Genomic DNA, 19942 nt, shown 5'->3' on the forward strand with positions numbered 1-19942 from the left:
CCGCCCCGTGCGCCCACCGGCTTTTCGAGGCCCAGGCGGCACGCACTCCGGACGCGCCCGCGGTGTCGTTCTCGGGCCGGACGCTCACCTACCGGGAACTGGACGAGCGGGCCAACCAGCTCGCCTGGCACCTGCGCGAGCGCGGGGTGGGGCCGGAGGTTCCGGTCGCCCTGTTCGTGGATCGCTCGCTGGAGCTGATGGTGGGCATCCTCGGAGTGATGAAGGCGGGCGGCGCGTACCTGCCGTTGGACCCGTCCTACCCGCGCGAGCGCCTGGCCTTCATGGTGGAGGATGCCCGGGCCCCGCTGCTGCTGACGCAGGAGCACCTGGCGGCGCGGATTCCCTCCTCGTCCGAGGGGCCGCGCGTGCTGCTGGATACAGACTGGGAGGCGGTGGCGAAGCAGCCTCGGCACGCTCCGGACGCGGCGGTGTCGGCCGACAGCGCGGCGTACATCATCTACACCTCCGGCTCCACGGGCCGGCCCAAGGGCACGGTGCTGACACACCGGGGCCTCGTCAACACGGCGCGGATGGCCTTCCAGGCGCTGGGCCTGAGGCCGGACAGCCGGGTGCTGCAGTTCTCGTCCATCGGCTTCGATGCGTCGGTGTGGGAGATGTTCTCGACGCTGCTGTCGGGCGCGAGCCTGTGCCTGGCGCCGCGCGAGGCCCTGCTGCCGGGGCCTCCGCTGATGGAGGTGCTGGAGCAGCAGCGCATCACCGCGGTGACGCTGACGCCCTCGGTGCTCGCGCAGTTGGAGCCGGAGAAGCTGGGGTCGCTGAAGGTGGCCGTCTCCGCGGGGGAGGCGTGCTCGCCGGAGCTGGCGGCCCGATGGAAGCAGGGGCGGCGCTTCATCAACGCGTACGGCCCGACGGAGGTGGCGGTGTGCGCCACCCTCACCAGCGAGGTGAGCGAGGAGCGGCCCACCATCGGCCGGCCCCTGGGCAACGTGCGGGTGTACGTGCTGGACGAGACGCTGCGGCCGGTGCCGGTGGGCGTGTCCGGAGAGCTGTACGTGGGCGGCGAGGGCCTCGCACGGGGCTACCTGGGCCGTGCGGAGCTGACGGCGGAGCGCTTCGTGCCGGACGCGCTCAGCGGGGAGCGGGGCGCGAGGCTGTACCGCACGGGCGACGTGGTGCGGTGGCTGCCGGGCGGGGGAGCTCGAGTTCGTGGGCCGTGCGGACGGGCAGGTGAAGCTGCGCGGCTTCCGTATCGAGCTGGGCGAGGTGGAGGCGGTGCTGCGCAAGCAGTCCGGGGTGGCGGACGCGGTGGTGGTGGTGCGGGAGGACGTGCCGGGCAACAAGCAGCTCGTGGCCTACCTGGTGGGCGAGGGCGCGGGGCCCGAGGTGGCGGCATTGCGCACCGGCCTGCGCGAGCGGCTGCCGGAGCACATGGTGCCCTCGTCCTTCATGGTGCTGCCGTCCCTGCCGCTCTCGCCCAGCGGGAAGGTGGACCGCAAGGCGCTGCCGGCTCCGGACGCGAGCCAGCAGCGGGCGGGCGAGACCTTCGCCCCGCCGCGGACGGAAACGGAGCGGGCCCTGGCCGCGCTCTGGCAGGAAGTGCTCCAGGTGCCGAAGGTGGGTCTGCATGACCGCTTCTTCGACCTGGGGGGCAACTCGTTGACGTTGGTGCAGATCCACAGCCGTATGCGCAGCCAGCTCGGCATCGACGTGCCGCTGACCGAGCTGTTCCAGTACCCGAGCATCGGGGCCCTCGCCGCGTATCTGCTCCAGCGGACCGCGGCCGCGGTCCCGCCCGAGCAGGCGGATCCCGAGCGTTTCGACCATCGGCGGGCCCGGATGGAGCAGCAGCGGCAGGCACGGCGGCGCAACACCGGAGCGGAGCAGGAGAACGAGGATGAGTGAGCAGTCGGGGGGCCCTCTGGAGGGCGTGGCGATCATCGGGATGGTGGGACGCTTTCCAGGGGCCGGGGATGTGGAGGCCTTCTGGCGCAACCTGCGCGAGGGTGTGGAGTCCCTCACGCAGCTCACGGACGAGGACCTGGCGGCCGCGGGGGTGGACCGGGAGCTCGTCTCCAAGCCCGGCTACGTCAAGGCCGGGTTCCTGCTGGAGGGCGTGGAGCTCTTCGACGCGGCCTTCTTCGGCTTCAGCCCTCGCGAGGCCGAGCTGTTGGATCCGCAGCAGCGCCTCTTCCTGGAGTGCGCGTGGGCGGCGCTGGAGCAGGTGGGCTACGTCAGCGAGTCCTTCCAGCGCTCCATCGCCCTCTTCGCCGGGGCGGGCGCGTCCTCGTACCTCTACAAGAACCTGCTGTCGCGGCCGGACCTGCTGCGCTCGGCGGGCAGCTTCCAGTTGGCCATCGGCAACGAGAAGGACTTCCTGCCCACGCGGGTGGCCCACGAGCTGGGGCTGCGCGGACCGGCCGTGGCCGTGCAGACGGCGTGCTCGACTTCGCTGGTGGCCGTGCACCTGGCCTGCCAGAGCCTGATGTCGGGTGAGTCCGATCTGGCGCTGGCCGGAGGCGTCTCCATCTCGCTGCCCCAGCGCAGCGGGTACCTCTACCGCGAGGGGGACGTGTCCTCTCCGGACGGGCACTGCCGGGCCTTCGACGAGCGCTCCAGCGGAGCGGTGCGCGGCTCGGGCGTGGGGGTGGTGGTGCTCAAGCGCCTGGAAGACGCGCTGGCGGATGGGGACCTCATCCACGCCGTCATCCGCGGCTCGGCCGTGAACAACGACGGCGCGGATCGCGTGGGTTACACCGCGCCCGGCGTGGCGGGACAGGCGGCGGTCGTCGCCGAGGCCCTCGGCATGGCCGGGGTGGAGCCTTCCTCCATCCAGTACGTCGAAGCGCACGGGACGGGGACGCCGCTGGGCGACCCGATAGAAGTCGCCGCGCTCAACAAGGCCTTCCGGGGCGGGGTGCCGAACACGTGTGCCCTCGGCTCGGTGAAGACGAACGTCGGCCACCTGGACGCGGCGGCGGGCGTGACCGGGCTCATCAAGACGGCGCTCGCGCTCCGTCACCGCTTCCTCCCGCCCAGCCTGAATTTCGAGCGCCCCAACCCGCGCCTGGACCTCGCGAGCGGGCCCTTCTTCATCAACGCCACCCCGCGCCCCTGGGAGACGCAGGGGGCCCCGCGCCGCGCGGGAGTGAGCCTCCTTCGGTATCGGTGGCACCAACGCGCACGTCATCCTCGAGGAGGCGCCCCGCACCGCGCCGGCCCCCGCGAGCGCCCGGCCCTGGCACCTGCTGACGCTGTCCGCGCGCACGCCCCAGGCCCTGGAGGCGGCGACGGACAACCTCGCCACGCACCTCGAGCGCAACCCGGAGCTGGAGCTGGCGGACGTGGCCCACACCCTGCTGGTGGGGCGCAAGCGCTTCGAGCACCGGAGGGTGGTGGTCTGCCGCGACACGAGCGACGCACGCGCGGCACTGGCGTCGCGCGACCCTCAGCGCCTGCTCACCCAGGAGCAGGAGGCGGGGGAGCGCCCCGTGGTCTTCATGTTCCCCGGCCAGGGCGCGCAGTACGCGGGCATGGGAGCGGGGCTCTACGAGTCGGAGCCCGTCTTCCGCAAGCACGTGGACGCCTGCTGCGAGCAGTTGCTGCCGCACCTGGGCCTCGACCTGAGGCAACTGCTGTTCGCGCCGGAGGCGAAGCGTGAGGAAGCCTCCCGCAGGCTGGAGCGGACGGACCTCACGCAGCCCGCGCTCTTCGTCACCGAGTACGCCCTGGCGCGGCTGTGGATGTCGTGGGGCATCAAGCCGTGGGCCATGGTGGGCCACAGCCTCGGCGAGTACGTGGCGGCGTGCCTCGCGGGCGTGATGTCGCTGGAGGACGCGCTGTCGCTGGTGGCGGCGCGCGGGCGGCTCATGCAGGAGCTGCCGGGCGGCGCGATGCTCTCCGTGTCGCTGCCGGAGCAGGAAGTGCGGCCGCTGCTGGGCGAGTCCCTGGCGCTGGCCGCCGTCAATGGGCCCTCGCTCTGCGTGGTGTCGGGACCTCCGGACGCGGTGAGCGCGCTGGAGGCCGTGATGGACCGGCGCGGGGTGTCCCACCGCCGCCTGCACACCTCGCATGCCTTCCACTCGGCGATGATGGAGCCCATCCTCGACGCCTTCGCGGCGCGGGTGCGCCAGGTGCGCCTGTTCGCTCCGCGCATTCCCTATGTCTCCAACGTGACGGGGAAGTGGATCTCCCCGGAGCAGGCGACGGATGCCGGCTACTGGGTGGAGCACCTGCGGCGCACCGTGCGCTTCGGTGACGGGCTGGCGACGCTGCTGGCCGAGCCGGGCCGCATCCTCCTCGAGGTCGGCCCCGGGCAGGTGTTGGGCACCTTCGCCCGGCAGGTGGCCTCGCCGGGAGCGCTGCCCCTCATCCTTCCCTCGCTGCGCCACCCGCGCGAGCCGCGGCCGGACCTGGCCTTCCTGCTGGAGACGGCGGGGCGGCTGTGGCTGGACGGGGTGCGGCTGGAGGGCGTGAAGCTCTACAACTCGGAGAAGCGCCGCCGGGTGCCGCTGCCCACGTACCCCTTCCAGCGCGAGCGCTACTGGGTGGAGCAGGGGCGCGGCGCCGAGCTGACGCCCGCGCAGCCGAAGGGGCCGGTGACGCGGAAGCCGGAGCTGGCGGACTGGTTCTACACCCCGGCCTGGAAGCAGGAGCGCCTCGCGGTTCACGACGCGCCGGCCCTCACGGGGAGCCGGTGGCTCGTGTTCCTCGATGCGGTGGGGCTCGGCGAGCGGCTGGTGGCGCGCCTGGAGGCCGCCGGAGCCGAGGTGGTGGGCGTCGTCGCGGGGGAGTCCTTCTCGCGCTCGGGCCCCCGGCGCTACGCCATCGATCCGCGGTGCGAGGAGCACTACGCGCGGCTGCTGAGCGCGCTGCGCGAGGACGGCCCGCTGCCGGAGCGCATCGCCCACCTGTGGGGCGTCACCCATGAGCCGGCCGTTGGCGGGCAGGCCTCACTGGAGGAGCGGCTGGCGCTCGGCTTCTACGCTCCGCTGTACCTGGGGCGTGCCTTCCATGCGCACGCGGCCTCCGCACCGGTCGAGCTGTCGCTCATCACCAATGGCCTGCAGGATGTGACGGGGTCGGAAGCGCTGGAGCCGGAGAAGGCGCTGGTGCTGGGCCCCTGCAAGGTGCTGCCGCAGGAGCTGGGGCCGGGGTGGCGTTGCCGCTCCATTGACGTGGCGCTGCCCGAGGCGGGCGGACCCGGCGGGACGCGGCTGGTGGAGCACCTGTTGGCGGAGCTGGCGGTGCCCGCGAGTGAGCCGGTGGTGGCCTGGCGCGGCGGCAAGCGTTGGGTGGAGACCTACGTGTCGTCGCGGTTGCCCGAGCCCGCTCCGGGAGCGGTGTCCCTGCGCGAGGGCGGCGTCTACCTCATCACCGGAGGACTGGGGCGCATCGGCCTCGCCATCGCCGAGCACCTGGGCACGGTGGCCCGGGCGAGCCTGGTGCTGGTGGGCCGCTCGCACTTCCCGGCCCGTGGCGAGTGGGAGGCGTGGCTCGCCGCGCATGGCGAGGCGGACGAGACGTCACGCAAGGTGCGCCGGTTGCTGGCGCTCGAGCGTGCGGGCGCGCGGGTGCTGGTGCTCCGCGCGGACGTGTCCCAGCCGGAGCAGCTGCGGACGGTCCTGGAGCGGACCCAGGCCCACTTCGGCGCGCTGCACGGGGTGGTGCACTCGGCCGGCAGCATCGGCGCGGACACCCACGTCCCGGTGCTCGAGGCGGACGTGGCGCGGTGTGACGCGCAGTTCGTCGCGAAGGTGCACGGGCTGCGGGTGCTGGCCCAGGCGCTGGAGGGACGGGAGCTCGACTTCGTGGTGCTGCAGTCCTCGCTGGCCGCCGTGCTGGGTGGCCTGGGCTTCGCCGCCTATGCATCGGCCAACGCCTTCATGGACGCCTTCGCGCTCCAGCGGGCGCGGGCCGGTACCACGCGGTGGCTGAGCGTGGGCTGGGACGGATGGGCCAAGGACAAGGAGCGGCTGGCGCTCTCCTTCGAAGAAGGACTCCAGTGCTTCCAGCGGGTGCTGGCGACGGGAGAGGGAGGCCGGTGGCTCGTCTCCACGGGGGACCTCTCCGCCCGCCTGGCGCTCTGGGTGCAACGCGCGCCCGTGTCCTCCACCGAGGCCCAGGCGTCCACGGGCAGCCGTCCGGCGCATGCCCGGCCGCGGCTCCCCAACCCGTACGTGGCGCCGCGCAACGAGTCCGAGAGCCAGATCGCCGCGCTGTGGCAGGAGCTGCTCGGCATCGAGCAGGTGGGCATTCACGACAACTTCTTCGAACTGGGCGGCCACTCGCTGCTGGGGACGCAGATGGTGTCGCGGGTGCGTGAGTCGTTTCAGGTGGACGTACCGCTGCGTGCTGTTTTCGAGACTCCCACGGTGGCGGGAGTGGCCCTGGTGGTGGTCCAGGCCCGGGCGGCGGCGAGCACCGACGAGGACAAGCTGGCGGCGATGTTGGCGGAGCTGGAGGCCGAGGAATGAGTGACCTGGCGAAGCGGATTGCGAACCTGCCTCCCGAGAAGCGCGAGAAGCTGCTGCGCAAGCTGGAGGAGGAGGCGAAAGCGGCGCAGCGGGCCCAGGCTCCGGCGGTGACGAGGGACCCCTCCCAGCCATTGCCCCTGTCCTTCGCGCAGCACCGGTTGTGGTTCATCGACCGGATGCAGCCCGGGCAGTCGGTGTACAACCTGCCGGCGCTCTTCCGCATCGAGGGCGCGCTGGACGTGGGCGCCTTCACGCGCGCCGTCGAGGCCCTCGTCGAGCGCCATGAGGTGCTGAGGACCCACTTCGCCGAGGAGAAGGGCCAGCCGGTCCAGGTGGTGTCTCCCACGTCGAAGGTGGAGGTGCCCGTGGTGGACCTCCAGGGCGTGCCGGAGCCGGAGCGGGCCTCGGAGGCCGAGCGGCTGGCACGTGAGGAGCTGATGCGTCCCTTCGATCTCTCGAAGGGTCCGCTGATGCGGATGGCGCTGCTTCGGCTGAGCGAGCGCGAGCACCTGGTGGTGATGACGCTGCACCACATCGTGTTCGACATCTGGTCCATGGGCGTGCTGATGCGCGACCTGACCGAGCTGTACCTCGCCCGGGTGGCGGGACGGTCCTCGATGCTTCCGGCGCTGCCGATGCAGTATGGCGATTACGCCCGGTGGCAGCGGGAGTGGCTGAAGGGCCCGGTGCTGGAGGAGCAGCTCGCGTATTGGAGGAAGCAGCTCGCGGGGCTGACGATGTTGGAGCTGCCGGCGGATCGCCCGCGGCCGGCCGTGCCCTCCTTCCGGGGGGCGACGCACTCCTTCGTGATTCCCAGGGCGCGGGTGGAGCAGTTGCAGGCGCTGGCGCAGCGGCAGGGCAGCTCGCTCTTCATGGTGCTGCTGGCGGCCCTGAAGGTGGTGCTGGCGCGGCGTGCGGGGCAGGCGGACGTGGCGGTGGGCATCCCCATCGCGGGCCGCAACCGGCGTGAGGTGGAGGGGCTGATCGGCTTCTTCATCAACACGCTCGTGATGCGGACGGACCTCTCGGGGAACCCGACCTTCCTGGAGGCACTGCGCCGGGTGAAGGAGACGAGCCTGGGCGCCTATGCGCACCAGGAGCTGCCGCTGGAGCACCTCGCGGCGGAGCTGCAGCCGGAGAGGGATCCGGGCCACACGCCGTTCTACCGGGTGTCCTTCAACCTCCAGAACGCGCCGGTGGGCTCCATCGACGTGCCGGGCCTGCGCCTGAAGCCCCAGAAGGCCATGGTGGGCATGGCGAAGCTCGACCTGAGCCTCCACTTGATGGAGGGCCCGGACGGGTTGCAGAGCGTGTGGGAGTACAGCAGGGACCTGTTCGACGCGGGGACGATCCAGCGGATGGCCGAGCACTTCGAAAGGGTGCTGGGCCAGGTGGTGGAGGCTCCGGACCGGAAGGTGATGGAGCTGGAGGTGATGGGGGCGGAGGAGCGCCAGCGGGTGGTGCGCGAGTGGAACCGGACGGCGGCGGAGTTGCCGCGCGAAGCCTGCGCGCACGAGCTGTTCGAGGCCCGGGTGGACCGTGCACCGCAGGCCCCAGCGGTGTCGTTCGAGGGCCAGACGCTCAGCTACGCGGAGTTGGACCGCAGGGCCAACAAGCTGGCGCGGCACCTGCGGGGGCTCGGAGTGGGGCCCGAGGTGCGGGTGGGCCTGTGCGTGGAGCGGTCGGTGGAGCTGGTGGTGGGGATGCTGGGCATCCTCAAGGCGGGCGGAGCGTACGTGCCGCTCGACCCGAGCTATCCGTCCGATCGGCTCGCGATGATGATGCAGGAGGCGGCACTGCCGGTGCTGCTGACGCAGGGGCATCTGGCCGACGAGCTGCCGGCTGGCGGCGAGCAGTTGGTGTGCCTGGATGAGGACTGGGCACAGATGGAGCGGCAGCCCGAGGGACGCGTGGCGGCCGGAGTCGTGGGTGACAACCTGGCGTACGTCATCTTCACGTCGGGGAGCACGGGCAGGCCCAAGGGCGTGATGGTGAGGCACCGGGGCCTGGTGAACACGGCGCTGGCGGCGGGCGAGGAGCACGGAGTTCGGGAGGACAGCCGGGTGCTGCAGTACGCCTCGATGAGCTTCGACGCCTCGGTGTGCGAGGTGTTCTCGACGCTCGTGGCGGGGGCGTGCCTGTGCCTGGCGAAGCGCGAGGAGCTGATGCCGGGAGCACCGCTGACGAAGACGCTGCTGGAGCAGCGAATCAGCATGGTGACGCTGACGCCGACGGTGCTGGCGCAGCAGGGGGTGGAGGGGCTGGAGGGAGTGGAGACGATCATCTCCGCCGGAGAGGCGTGCACGCGGGAAGTGGTGGGCAAGTGGAAGCCAGGTAGGAAGCTGCTCAACGCGTACGGCCCGACGGAAGTGACGGTGTGCGCGACCATCAACAGGGACGTGGAGGAGCAGCGGGCGGGGGTGATCGGCAAGCCGTGGCGCAACGTGCGCGTGTACGTGCTGGACGGGCAGGGAATGCCGGTGCCGGTGGGAGTGGCCGGGGAGCTGTACGTGGGAGGCGAGGGCGTAGCGCGCGGCTACCTGGGCCGGGCGGACCTGACGGCGGAGAAGTTCGTGCCGGACGCGCTCAGCGGGGAGCAGGGCGCGAGGCTGTACCGCACGGGTGACGTGGTGAAGTGGGTGGAGGGTGGCGCACTGGAGTACGTGGGCCGTGCGGACGCGCAGGTGAAGGTGCGTGGCTTCCGCATCGAGCTGGGCGAGGTGGAGGCGGTGCTCCGCCAGCAGCCCGGTGTGGCGGACGCGGTGGTGGTGGCGAGGGAGGACGGCGGTGAGAAGCGGCTGGTGGGCTACTACGTGCGCGAGGAGGGCGTGGAGGTAACGGCGGGAGCGGTGCGCGAGGGCCTCAAGGCGAAGCTGCCCGAGTACATGGTGCCCGCGGCGCTGATGGAGCTGGAGGTGCTGCCGCTGACGTCCAGCGGGAAGGTGGACCGCAAGGCGCTGCCGGAGCCGGGAGCGGAGCGGCCGGAGCTGGAAGTGGCGTTCGTGGCGCCGCGCAATCCGGTGGAGGAGTTGCTGGCGTCCGTCTGGGCGGAAGTGCTCGGGGTGGAGCGCGTGGGAGTCCACGACAGCTTCTTCGACCTGGGCGGCCACTCCCTGCTGGCCACGCAGGTCATCTCCCGGCTTCGCGAGGTGCTGGGCGTGGAGCTGCCGCTGCAGGACTTCTTCGCGGCGCCGAAGGTGGAGAGCGTGGCCCGGAAGGTGGAGGAGCTCCAGGCTCGGGCCAATGGTCAGCAGGTGCCCGCGCTGGTGCCGGCGCCGAGGGACGGGGCGCTGCCGCTCTCGTTCGCGCAGCAGCGGTTGTGGTTCCTGGATCAGCTCGAGCCGCAAAATCCCCTCTACAACATTCCCGCGGCCGTCCGGCTCGAGGGTGTGCTCGACGTCCAGGTGATGGAGCGGTGCTTCGAGGAGATCCTCCGTCGGCACGAGGTGCTGCGGACGACGTTCCAGGCCGAGGGGCAGGAGGCCGTGCAGCGCATCCACCCCGCGCACGTGACGCCGCTGGTGGCGGTGGACCTGAGTGCGCTCCCCGAGGGGGAGCAGCGGGCGGAGGTCGTGCGGCTGACGGAGGAAGAGGCGCGCAAGCCCTTCGACCTGTCACGGGGTCCGCTGGTCCGGCTCGGGTTGCTGCGGCTGTCCGAGCGGGAGCACGTGTTGTTCCTGACGATGCACCACATCGTCTCCGACGGCTGGTCGACGGGCATCCTGTTGCGAGAGGTGGCGGTGCTCTACGAGTCCTTTTCCGCCGGGAAGCCCTCGCCGCTGCCCGAGCTGCGCATCCAGTACGCGGACTACGCGGCCTGGCAGCGAGGCTGGTTGAAGGGTGAGGCGCTGGAGGCGCAACTCGCGTACTGGCGGCAGCGGCTCCAGGGGGCGCCCGCGCTGCTCGAGCTCCCCACGGACAAGCCGCGTCCGGCGGTGCAGAGCTACCGCGGTTCCCACCACGTCCGGCGTCTGTCCGCCGAGCTGACGAAGTCCCTCGAGCGGCTGAGCCGCGGTGAAGGCGTCACGTCCTTCATGACGCTGCTGGCGGGCTTCCAGGTGCTGCTCGGCCGCTACTCGGGGCAGGAGGACATCGTCGTTGGCACGGGCATCGCGGGCCGCAACCGCCTGGAGACGGAGGGGCTGATCGGCTTCTTCATCAACCAGCTCGTGTTGCGCGGGGACCTCTCGGGGAACCCGACGTGCAAGGAGTTGCTCGCGCGCGTCCGTGAGACGACGCTGGGGGCCTACGCGCACCAGGAGCTGCCTTTCGAGGCGCTGGTCAAAGAGCTGAACCCGGAGCGGAGCCTCGGGCACGCGCCGATCTTCCAGGTGTCGCTGCTCCTGCAGAACACGCCCACGGCCAGGCTGGAGCTGCCGGGGCTGACGATGAGCGCCGTCAATTTCGAGACGGGGACGTCGAAGCTGGATCTGGTCGTCTCGTTGGAGGAGACGCCGAACGGTTTGCAGAGCGTGTGGGAGTACAGCACGGACCTGTTCGACGCGGGGACGATCCAGCGGATGGCCGGGCACTTCGAAAGGGTGCTGGGCCAGATGGCGGAGAACCCGGGCCGGAGGGTGACGGAGCTGGAGGTGATGGGGGTGGAGGAGCGCCAGCGGGTGGTGCGCGACTGGAACCAGACGGCCGTGGCCTTGCCGCGGGAGGCCTGCGCACACGAGCTGTTCGAGGCGCGGGTGGCTCGTGCGCCGCAGGCACCGGCGGTGTCGTTCGAGGGCCAGACGCTCAGCTACGCGGAGTTGGACCGCAGGGCCAACAAGCTGGCGCGGCACCTCAAGGGCTTGGGGGTGGGGCCGGAGGTGATGGTGGGGCTGAGCATGGAGCGCTCGGTGGAGCTGGTGGTGGGGATGCTGGGCATCCTCAAGGCGGGCGGCGCGTACGTGCCGCTGGACCCGGGCTACCCGGCCGATCGGCTCGCGATGATGATGCAGGAGGCGGCGCTGCCGGTGCTGCTGACGCAGGGGAAGCTGGCCGACGAGCTGCCGGCGCAAGGCAAGCACGTGGTGCGCCTGGATGAGGACTGGGCGCGGGTGGAGCAGCAGCTCGAGGGGCGGGTGGAGTCGGGGGTGAGTGGCGACAACCTGGCGTACGTCATCTTCACGTCGGGAAGCACGGGCAGGCCCAAGGGCGTGATGGTGAGGCACCGGGGCCTGGTGAATACGGCACTGGCGGCGGGCGAGGAGCACGGAGTTCGCGAGGACAGCCGGGTGCTGCAGTACGCCTCGATGAGCTTCGACGCCTCGGTGTGCGAGGTGTTCTCGACGCTCGTGGCGGGGGCGTGCCTGTGCCTGGCGAAGCGCGAGGAGCTGATGCCGGGAGCACCGCTGACGAAGACGCTGCTGGAGCAGCGCATCAGCATGGTGACGCTGACGCCGACGGTGCTGGCGCAGCAGGGGGTGGAGGGGCTGGAGGGAGTGGAGACAATCATCTCCGCCGGAGAGGCGTGCACGCGGGAGGTGGTGGGCAAGTGGAAGCCAGGCAGGAAGCTGCTCAACGCGTACGGCCCGACGGAAGTGACGGTGTGCGCGACCATCAACAAGGAGGTGGAGGAGCAGCGGGCGGGGGTGATTGGCAAGCCGTGGCGCAACGTGCGCGTGTACGTGCTGGACGGGCAGGGAATGCCGGTGCCGGTGGGCGTGGCCGGAGAGCTGTACGTGGGAGGCGAGGGCGTGGCGCGCGGCTACCTGGGCCGGGCGGACCTGACGGCGGAGAAGTTCGTGCCGGACGCGCTCAGCGGTGAAGCGGGAGCGAGGCTGTACCGCACGGGTGACGTGGTGAAGTGGGTGGAGGGTGGCGCCCTGGAGTACGTGGGCCGTGCGGACGCGCAGGTGAAGGTGCGTGGCTTCCGCATCGAGCTGGGCGAGGTGGAGGCGGTGCTCCGCCAGCAGCCCGGCGTGGCCGACGCGGTGGTGGTGGTACGCCAGGAGACCGGCGACAAGCGGCTGGTGGGCTACTACGTCCGGCAGGAGGGCGTGGCGGTCGAGGCAGGAGCCGTGCGCGAGGGCCTCAAGGCGAAGCTGCCCGACTACATGGTGCCCTCGGTGCTGATGGAGCTGGAGGTGCTGCCGCTGACGTCCAGCGGGAAGGTGGACCGCAAGGCGCTGCCGGTACCGGGAGCGGAGCGGCCCGAGTTGGGAGTGGCGTTCGTGGCCCCACGCAATGCGGTGGAGGAGCTGCTGTCCTCCATCTGGGCGGATGTGCTCGGGGTGGAGCGCGTGGGCATCCACGACAACTTCTTCGACCTGGGCGGCCACTCCCTGTTGGCCAACCAGCTCGTGTCGCGGCTCAGGGCGGCCCTCGGGCAGGAGATCTCCCTGCGGGACATCTTCAATCAGCCCACGGTGGCCGGGCTGGCGGAGAAGCGTGCCTCTCTACGGGACGCGCCGGGGGCCGCGTTGCCTCCGGTTCTTCCCACGCCACCGGCCGAATACCTGCCGCTCTCCTTTGGCCAGGAGGCGTACTGGTCTCCCGAGCAGGGTGGCGCGGACAGCGTGGTGAACTCCACGCCCCTGGCGCTGCTGCTGAACGGAATGCTCGACGTGGAGGCGATGCGCCGGAGCCTGACGGAGCTCATCCGCCGTCACGAGAGCCTGCGCACGACGTTCCCCATGCGCGAAGGCGTGCCGGTCCAGCACATCAGTGCGCCGTATGAGGTGGAGCTCCCGGTGAGCTCGCTCGAGTCGTTGCCGGAGGAGGAGCGGCAGGCGGAGGCCCGGAGGCGGGTGGAGCAGGAGGTGCTGCGTCCGTTCGAGCTGGCCCACGGCCCGCTGGTGCGCTGCCACCTCTTCCGGATCTCGGAGACGGTGCATGTGCTGTTGATGAACATGCACCACGCCCTCATGGACTTCGTGTCCCTGACGGTGCTCGTGGGGGAGCTGGCGGCGCTCTACGTCGCCTACCGGGAGGGCGCGCCCTCGCTGCTTCCCGAGCCGGCGCTCCAGTACCGCGACTTCACCCGCTGGCAGCGGCAGTGGATGCAGGGCGAGACCCTGGAGCGGGTGCGCTCCTACTGGGCGCGGAGGCTGGCGGCGTTGCCCGCGGACCTGAGGCTCCCGCTCGACTTCCCCGTTCCCGCGCAGGAGCAGTTCCGCAGCGCCAACGTGAACTTCCTCCTGCCGCCCGAGCTCGCCGAGCAGCTCCGCGCCTTGTGCCGCCGGGAGGGCGTCTCCCTGTTCATGTTGGCGCTCACGGCCTACCAGGTGCTGCTCTCACGCTACGCGCGGCAGGAGGACATCTACGTGGGCTTCGCCCATGCGCAGCGTCCGCGCCCGGAAGCTCGAGGGGATGATCGGCATGTTCGCCGGCTACTTCGTCATCCGCGCCGATCTCTCGGGCACGCCCTCCTTCCGCGAGGTGCTCGGGCAGGTGCGGACGGCGTGCCTGGAGGCTTTCGAGCATCAGGGGCTTCCGCACGTGGAGCTGATGAAGCTGCTGCCCGGACCGTGCAAGGCGGGCTTCACCTTCTCCAGCCGTGACGGGCAGCGCTCGGGCGTGCCGGGCCTGGACGTGCACCCGGTGATGATGTCGCGCGGCGTGAGCCTGTACGACGTGAAGCTGAGCATGTCCGAAGGCCCCGAGGGGCTGGGTGGCAGCTTCGAATACCGGGCCGAGTCTTCGCTCCGGAGACGATCCAGGCCATGCGGGACTGTTTCGAGGCCCTGCTGACGGACGTTGTCGCGGAGCCGGAGCGGCCCGTGCGCGAGCTGGCCGCCTCCCACCCGCCTCCCGAGCCCTCCTCCCAGAAGAGGGCGGGCTGAAGGGCTCATCGGGCTACGCCGGTTCCCCGTTCAGTCGGGGACGATGGCCTCGGCCTCGATCTCCACGAGCATGACCGGGTCGATGAGGCGGGTCACCTCCACCATGGTGGTGGCGGGGCGGATGGTGGCGAAGAACTCGCCATGGGCCCGGCCCACGTCGCCCCAGAGGGAGATGTCCGTCACGTACATGCGGGTACGGACCACGTGCTCCAGGCGGGCCCCCAGGGCCTCGAGTGCCGTCTGGATGTTGGTGAGCGCCTGGACGGTCTGGGCGTAGATGTCTCCCTCGCCCACCACCTGGCCGGACGCGTCCGTGGCGGTGGTGCCGGAGACGGAGACGAAGGGCCCCACGCGGACGGCGCGGCAGTAGCCCACACGGGGTTCCCAGGCGGTGCCGGTGGAGTAGGTGGTGCGCTGCATGGGTCTCCTGGGGTGCAGGGGTGAAGCAGCCCCCCACCCTAGCCCTCTGGGAGCGGGAGTGGGGACATACATGGGGTGTGCCTGGAGGCGGGGAGGGGCCTGTCCGCCCGGAGGCTTTCCGGCGGAACGGGTCCGATATGTGGAACCCCGCGAAAAAACGCACGCCCCGTGATAGTTCCAATCCCGATATGGCATCCGAGCTCGACCAGGAAGTCGCCCGTCGGCGAACCTTCGCGATCATCTCCCACCCCGACGCCGGTAAGACGACGCTTACCGAGAAGCTGCTGCTCTACGGCGGCGCCATCCACCTGGCCGGCAGCGTGAAGGCCCGGCGTGCGAGCCGCCACGCGACGAGTGACTGGATGGAGCTGGAGAAGGAGCGCGGAATCTCCGTGACGTCCTCGGTGCTCCAGTTCCCCTACCGGGGCCACGCGGTGAACCTGCTGGACACCCCGGGCCACCAGGACTTCTCCGAGGACACCTACCGCACGTTGGCGGCGGCGGACTCGGCGGTGATGCTCATCGACGCGGCCAAGGGCGTCGAGCCGCAGACCAAGAAGCTCTTCAAGGTCTGCCGCATGCGCGGCATCCCCATCTTCACCTTCGTCAACAAGCTGGACCGCTGGGGCCGTGCGCCGCTGGAGCTCATGGACGAGCTGGAGCAGGTGCTCGGCATCCGCGCCTACCCGATGAACTGGCCCATTGGCATGGGGCCGGAGTTCCGGGGCGTGTATGACCGGCAGTCCAAGGTGGTGCACGTCTTCGCGGCCGAGGGCCGTCACGGCGAGTCCGAGGTGGCCGAGCACTCCGTGTCCATCGACTCGCCGGACATCCACTCGGTGCTCAACGAGCGCGAGCTGGCCACGCTCAAGGAGGAGATCGAGCTGCTGGACATCGGCGGCGACGAGTTCACCCGGGAGAAGGTGGAGCAGGGCCAGTTGACGCCGATGTTCTTCGGCAGCGCGATGACGAACTTCGGTGTGCGGCCGTTCCTGGACCACTTCCTGGAGCTGGCGCCGGCGCCCACGTCGCGTCTGACGAAGGCCGGGCCGCGCGAGCCCACGCATCCGAAGTTCGCGGGCTTCGTGTTCAAGATCCAGGCGAACATGGACCCCTCGCACCGGGACCGCATCGCGTTCATGCGGGTGGTGTCGGGCCGGTACACGAAGGGGATGAGCGCGTTCCACTCGCGGCTGGGCAAGGAAGTGCGCCTGGCCAAGCCGAGCCAGTTCCTCGCGGCCGAGCGCACGGCCATCGAGGACGCGTGGCCCGGGGACGTGATCGGCCTGTTCGATCCGGGCATGTTCCGCATCGGCGACACGCTGTGCGAGGGCGAGGACCTGCTGTTCGACAGCGTGCCGCGCTTCAGCCCGGAGTACTTCGCGATCGTCCGCTCGAAGGATCCGCTGCGGCGCAAGCAGATGGAGAAGGGGCTGGAGCAGCTCTCCGAGGAGGGCACGGTGCAGATCTTCCAGCAGCTCGGGATGGGGATGAAGGATCCCATCGTGGGCGTGGTGGGAGCGCTGCAGTTCGAAGTGCTGCAGTACCGGGTGGAGCACGAGTACGGGGCGCGGATCATGCTGGACCGGCTGCCGTTCAGCCACGCGCGGTGGGTGGTGGGGCCGGACTTCGATCCGAAGAAGTTCGACTGGGAAGGCAACCGGCAGACGGTGCAGGACCGGGACGGGCTGCCGCTGGTGCTGTTTCGTGACGACTGGGCGCTGCAGCACGCGGAGGAGAAGCACCCGGAGCTGAAGTTCCTGTCGGCGGCGCCGATGCTGCGCCTGCTGGAGAACACGGGGAGCTGAGAGCAGCAAGCCCCCCGGGGTGAGGGTGCCACGGGCCCCGAGTCGAGCCCGTGGCCCGGGCGCTACCGGGTAGCGGTCTGGCAGTACCCGTTCCCTTCCTCGAAGTAGAAGCCGAGGTTGACGGTGGGCAGATCGCTGACGCAGACGCGCACCTCGAACTCCGTGTGCGTGAGATCTCCGCTGGTCACGACGTTGCTGTACTGGCTGGCGTCCACCACGCTCGAGCCATCCGGGCGGACATAGCTGAACACGGCCGCGAGCTCGGAAGGGGTCGTGGGAAGGCGGCCCGAGGGTGAATAGGCCCGGATGCGGGTCCGGATGCGCATGGGACGCCCGGAGAAGCAATTCGTGGCGTCGGCCGCGAAGGAGAGCAGCTCGGCGCCGTAGATGACGGGGCCGGACGAGGTGGCCGGGTCCCACGAGACGGGGAACTTGTTGAAGTTCTCGCAGGTGGGGGCGGGCACGGTCTGGCAGGTGCTGCTGGCGCCGCAGAACGAGCCATAGCCGCACATGGAGGGCTGGGGGTCGGTGAGGGTGCAGGGCTCACCGGGCTCCTCGGTCCCCGCGTCGGCCTCGGTGCCCGCGTCGAGCCCCGCATCAGTCTCCTCCCCCGCGTCCCCGCCCGCGTCCGGGAGGGGTTCCTCCATGCCCGCGTCGTTGCCGGAGCCGTCACCGGGCTCGTCGGGGTCGCAGGAGGCGGCCGCGAGGACGAGGCCGAGCGAGAGGGGAAGGAGGAGGGAAGGGAATCGTCGCAAGGTCGCGTCTCCGGGTAACGGCCGGCACCACAGATGCCGGGGCGGAGACGGAGTCTAATTCACTTGTAGGGCACCACCGTGCCGCCGCGGTGGGCCGAGTCGCGCAGCACCAGGCGGGTCTCCTTGTAGAGGCGCGCGGCCTTGGGGCCGACGAAGAAGGCCTTGGGGTCACCCCTGCGGAAGGTCTTCTTCAGGTACTCCTCGATCTCGCGGTACAGGCGCCGGAACTTGTCCGAGGTGGCGTCCACGCGGCCCGTCTGGGGCGTCACATCCAGCTCGGCCCAGAGCTGGCCGCTGAGCAGCTCGCCCTCCTCGTTCATCCGGCAGCGCTCCATGAAGATGACGGGCGAGCGCACCTCGTCGATGCGCCAGAAGCCCTTGTCCGGGCCGCGCTTCATCTTGTCCACGATGGCCGGCCCGATGGCGACGGCCACCAGGTAGACGTCCTCCTCGGGCAGGTTGGGGACATTCTCCTCGCTCGCCCGGAAGGGCTTCCAGTCCGGGGGGACGCGCCGGGGGTACACCTCCAGCTCGAAGCGCTCGAGGAAGCGGAAGAAGGCGACCTCGTCGTCGGGGGACATGAAGAACTGAAGCTGGGTGGCCATGGTGGGGCAATTAACCGAATGCCGCGCATTGCGGAAGTCCGAGGCGATTCGGACTAAAGAATCCGCCATGGAAAAGACCTTCGACGCGCTGCTCGCCCGGATGCAGGAGCTTCGGGACCTCGGTGGACTCATCAGTCTGGCCACGTGGGACCAGGAGACCTACCTGCCCCCCAAGGGGGCCGAGTCGCGGGCCTTCCAGCTCTCCACCCTGCAGGGCATCCACCACGAGCGCCTGATCGACCCCCGGCTGGGCGAGCTGCTCGACTGGGCGGCGGGCAACAAGGCCCTCACCGAGGACCAGCGGGCCATGGCGCGCGTGCTCACCCAGGAGCGCGACCGGGCGGTGAAGGTGCCCAAGAGGCTGGTGCAGGCGCTCGCCGAGGCGCAGAGCCGGGGCCTCGTGGCGTGGCGCGAGGCCCGCAAGCAGAACCGCTTCTCCGTCTTCCAGCCCGCGCTGGAGCGGCTGCTGGTCCTCCGCCGCGAGCAGGCGGACGCCTACGGCCATGACGGGGACCGGTACAACGCGCTGCTCGAGGGCTACGAGCCCGGCATGCGCGTGAAGCGCCTCACCCCGGTGCTCAGCGCGCTCCGGGACAACCTCATTCCGCTGGTGGCGGCCCTCCAGGCGGCGCCGCGCAAGGTGACGGACTTCTTCGAGGGCCGGCGCTTCGACACCGAGGCGCAGTGGCGCTTCACGCTGCGGCTGCTGGGGGACATGGGCTTCGACCTGGAGGCGGGGCGGCAGGACAAGAGCATCCACCCCTTCTCCAGCGGGCTGCACGCCACGGACGTGCGGCTCACCACGGACCTGGAGGAGGGCTCGCTCACGGCCCTCTTCAGCACGCTGCACGAGGGAGGGCATGGCCTGTACGAGCAGGGCTTCTCCCCGGCCCACTCCCGCACGCCGCTGGCGAACGCGCCCTCCATGGGCCTGCACGAGTCGCAGTCGCGCATGTGGGAGAACCTGGTGGGGCGCGGCCGGCCCTTCTGGACGCACTACTTCCCGGCGTTGCGCGAGGCCTTCCCCCAGGCGCTCGCGGGCGTGGAGCTGGACACCTTCCACACGGCCATCAACCGCGTCACGCCCTCGTTCATCCGCGTGGAGGCGGACGAGGTGACGTACAACCTGCACATCGTCCTGCGCTACGAGCTGGAGCTGCTGCTCATCCACGACGAGCTGCCGCTGAACGAGCTGCCCTCGGCGTGGAACGAGCGCATGCGGCGCTTCCTGGGCGTCACCCCGCCGGACGACACGCAGGGCGTGTTGCAGGACATCCACTGGGCCTGGGGCGAGTTCGGCTACTTCCCCACGTACGCGCTGGGCAACCTCTACGCCGCGTCCCTCTACCGCGCGGCGAAGCGCGCCCTGCCGCAACTGGAGGACGGCTTCGCCCGCGGCGAGCTGAAGCCCCTGCGCGACTGGCTGCGCACCCACGTCCACGCCGAGGGCCACCGCCAGCCCGCCGAGGACCTGGTGCGCCAGGTGACGGGCCAGGGCCTCACCGACGTGGACTTCCTCGCCTACCTCAAGTCGAAGTTCGGCGCCCTCTACGGCGTGTCCCTCTGAGGGCCAGCGAGTTCACGGTGTCCTCCTCATAGGGTAACCGGGCGGCCTTGGCCCCGTCCCGCGTTGCGCGGTGGGATGCTTCTGCTTAGAGATATTTTCGAAATGGAAATATCTCCCGCCGGAAACAAGGACGGGGGCGAGCCGGCCGCCAGGTTGTTGTCGGCCTGGTGGAAGCTCTCGCAAGCCATGAAGCGCCACGTCGCGCCGCGACTGGAGCGCGAGCACGGCGTGCAGTTCAAGCACTTCCTGGTGCTGACGAGCATCTCCCGCGGCCACCTCTCTCCCGGAGCGCTCGCCGAGGCCCTGGGGATGCCGCCCTCGGAGGTGTCCCGCGCGTTGGATGCCCTGTCACAGAAGGGGCTCGTCCGGCGCGAGCTGGACCCCGAGGACCTGCGGCGGATGAAGCTGGCGCTCACCCCAGCGGGAGACTCCGTGCTCGCCGGGATGCGGGGCTCGATGTTGGAACTGGTCCAGCGGGGCACGGGCCGCATGCCCCGGGCCCGGCTGGAAGCGTTGGCCGACACACTGAGCGAGATCGCCCACGAGCTGTCGGAAGAATCCTGAATTGGAGCCGCCGG

At 70.7% G+C, this 19942-nt stretch carries 9 protein-coding genes and 3 pseudogenes; 9 read left to right on the plus strand and 3 right to left on the minus strand.

Going from position 1 to position 19942, the window contains the following annotated elements; translation table 11 throughout:
- Positions 1–62: 62 nt before the first annotated feature.
- From ACN28I_RS39120 to ACN28I_RS39145, 6 genes and pseudogenes are all read left to right on the plus strand, one after another.
- Positions 63–1097: pseudogene (locus tag ACN28I_RS39120) on the plus strand (amino acid adenylation domain-containing protein); the annotation flags it as partial.
- A gap of 70 nt (positions 1098–1167) precedes the next feature.
- Positions 1168–1863: a phosphopantetheine-binding protein gene (locus tag ACN28I_RS39125; protein WP_420946978.1), complete on the plus strand. Its 696-nt coding sequence runs from the start codon at positions 1168–1170 to the stop codon at positions 1861–1863.
- A gap of 40 nt (positions 1864–1903) precedes the next feature.
- Positions 1904–2950, plus strand: a pseudogene (locus ACN28I_RS39130) (beta-ketoacyl synthase N-terminal-like domain-containing protein); the annotation flags it as partial.
- 196 nt (positions 2951–3146) lie between these two features.
- Entirely contained in the window at positions 3147–6434 is a 3288-nt protein-coding gene (locus tag ACN28I_RS39135; RefSeq protein ID WP_420948801.1) for an SDR family oxidoreductase, read from the plus strand.
- Positions 6431–13711 (plus strand): annotated as a pseudogene (locus ACN28I_RS39140) (amino acid adenylation domain-containing protein); the annotation flags it as partial. The gene ACN28I_RS39135 and the pseudogene ACN28I_RS39140, both read left to right, overlap by 4 nt.
- A gap of 34 nt (positions 13712–13745) precedes the next feature.
- The gene (locus ACN28I_RS39145) at positions 13746–14117 is read left to right on the plus strand and encodes a hypothetical protein (protein ID WP_420946979.1); all 372 of its coding nucleotides are present in this window, start codon (positions 13746–13748) and stop codon (positions 14115–14117) included.
- A 122-nt stretch (positions 14118–14239) separates the two neighbouring features.
- Here ACN28I_RS39145 and ACN28I_RS39150 read toward each other — a convergent pair whose 3' ends face one another.
- A complete protein-coding gene (locus ACN28I_RS39150) occupies positions 14240–14629 on the minus strand; it encodes a RidA family protein (protein ID WP_420946980.1) in 390 nt (129 codons plus the stop codon).
- Positions 14630–14817: 188 nt separating this feature from the next.
- Here ACN28I_RS39150 and ACN28I_RS39155 point away from each other — a divergent pair, with 188 nt between their 5' ends.
- Positions 14818–16437, plus strand: coding sequence for a peptide chain release factor 3 (locus tag ACN28I_RS39155; protein ID WP_420946981.1), 1620 nt, complete (start codon positions 14818–14820; stop codon positions 16435–16437).
- A 62-nt stretch (positions 16438–16499) separates the two neighbouring features.
- On the opposite strand, the gene ACN28I_RS39160 is transcribed toward ACN28I_RS39155, so the two are convergent.
- Together ACN28I_RS39160 and ACN28I_RS39165 are read right to left on the minus strand one after the other, a co-directional pair.
- Positions 16500–17192, minus strand: coding sequence for a hypothetical protein (locus ACN28I_RS39160; protein ID WP_420946982.1), 693 nt, complete (start codon positions 17190–17192; stop codon positions 16500–16502).
- A 59-nt stretch (positions 17193–17251) separates the two neighbouring features.
- The gene (locus ACN28I_RS39165; RefSeq protein ID WP_420946983.1) at positions 17252–17797 is read right to left on the minus strand and encodes a hypothetical protein; all 546 of its coding nucleotides are present in this window, start codon (positions 17795–17797) and stop codon (positions 17252–17254) included.
- 67 nt (positions 17798–17864) lie between these two features.
- On the opposite strand from ACN28I_RS39165, the gene ACN28I_RS39170 reads away from it, so the two are divergent.
- Together ACN28I_RS39170 and ACN28I_RS39175 are read left to right on the plus strand one after the other, a co-directional pair.
- Complete coding sequence (locus ACN28I_RS39170; RefSeq protein ID WP_420946984.1) at positions 17865–19364, plus strand: carboxypeptidase M32; 1500 nt, start codon at positions 17865–17867, stop codon at positions 19362–19364.
- Between the two features lie 186 nt (positions 19365–19550).
- Positions 19551–19928 carry a MarR family winged helix-turn-helix transcriptional regulator gene (locus ACN28I_RS39175; RefSeq protein WP_420946985.1) on the plus strand — a complete coding sequence of 126 codons (378 nt, stop codon included), beginning with the start codon at positions 19551–19553 and terminating at the stop codon, positions 19926–19928.
- Positions 19929–19942 lie beyond the last annotated feature (14 nt).

The organism is Archangium gephyra, assembly GCF_049060025.1.
Taxonomy (GTDB): domain Bacteria; phylum Myxococcota; class Myxococcia; order Myxococcales; family Myxococcaceae; genus Archangium; species Archangium gephyra_A.

What these genes read in the sequence shown, in the direction of transcription:
- ACN28I_RS39155 (WP_420946981.1), top strand. Translation starts at nt 14,818, where the DNA reads ATGGCATCCGAGCTCGACCAGGAAGTCGCCCGTCGGCGAACCTTCGCG.
- ACN28I_RS39165 (WP_420946983.1), bottom strand. Translation starts at nt 17,797, where the DNA reads ATGGCCACCCAGCTTCAGTTCTTCATGTCCCCCGACGACGAGGTCGCC.
- ACN28I_RS39145 (WP_420946979.1), top strand. Translation starts at nt 13,746, where the DNA reads ATGTTCGCCGGCTACTTCGTCATCCGCGCCGATCTCTCGGGCACGCCC.
- ACN28I_RS39150 (WP_420946980.1), bottom strand. Translation starts at nt 14,629, where the DNA reads ATGCAGCGCACCACCTACTCCACCGGCACCGCCTGGGAACCCCGTGTG.
- ACN28I_RS39170 (WP_420946984.1), top strand. Translation starts at nt 17,865, where the DNA reads ATGGAAAAGACCTTCGACGCGCTGCTCGCCCGGATGCAGGAGCTTCGG.
- ACN28I_RS39175 (WP_420946985.1), top strand. Translation starts at nt 19,551, where the DNA reads ATGAAGCGCCACGTCGCGCCGCGACTGGAGCGCGAGCACGGCGTGCAG.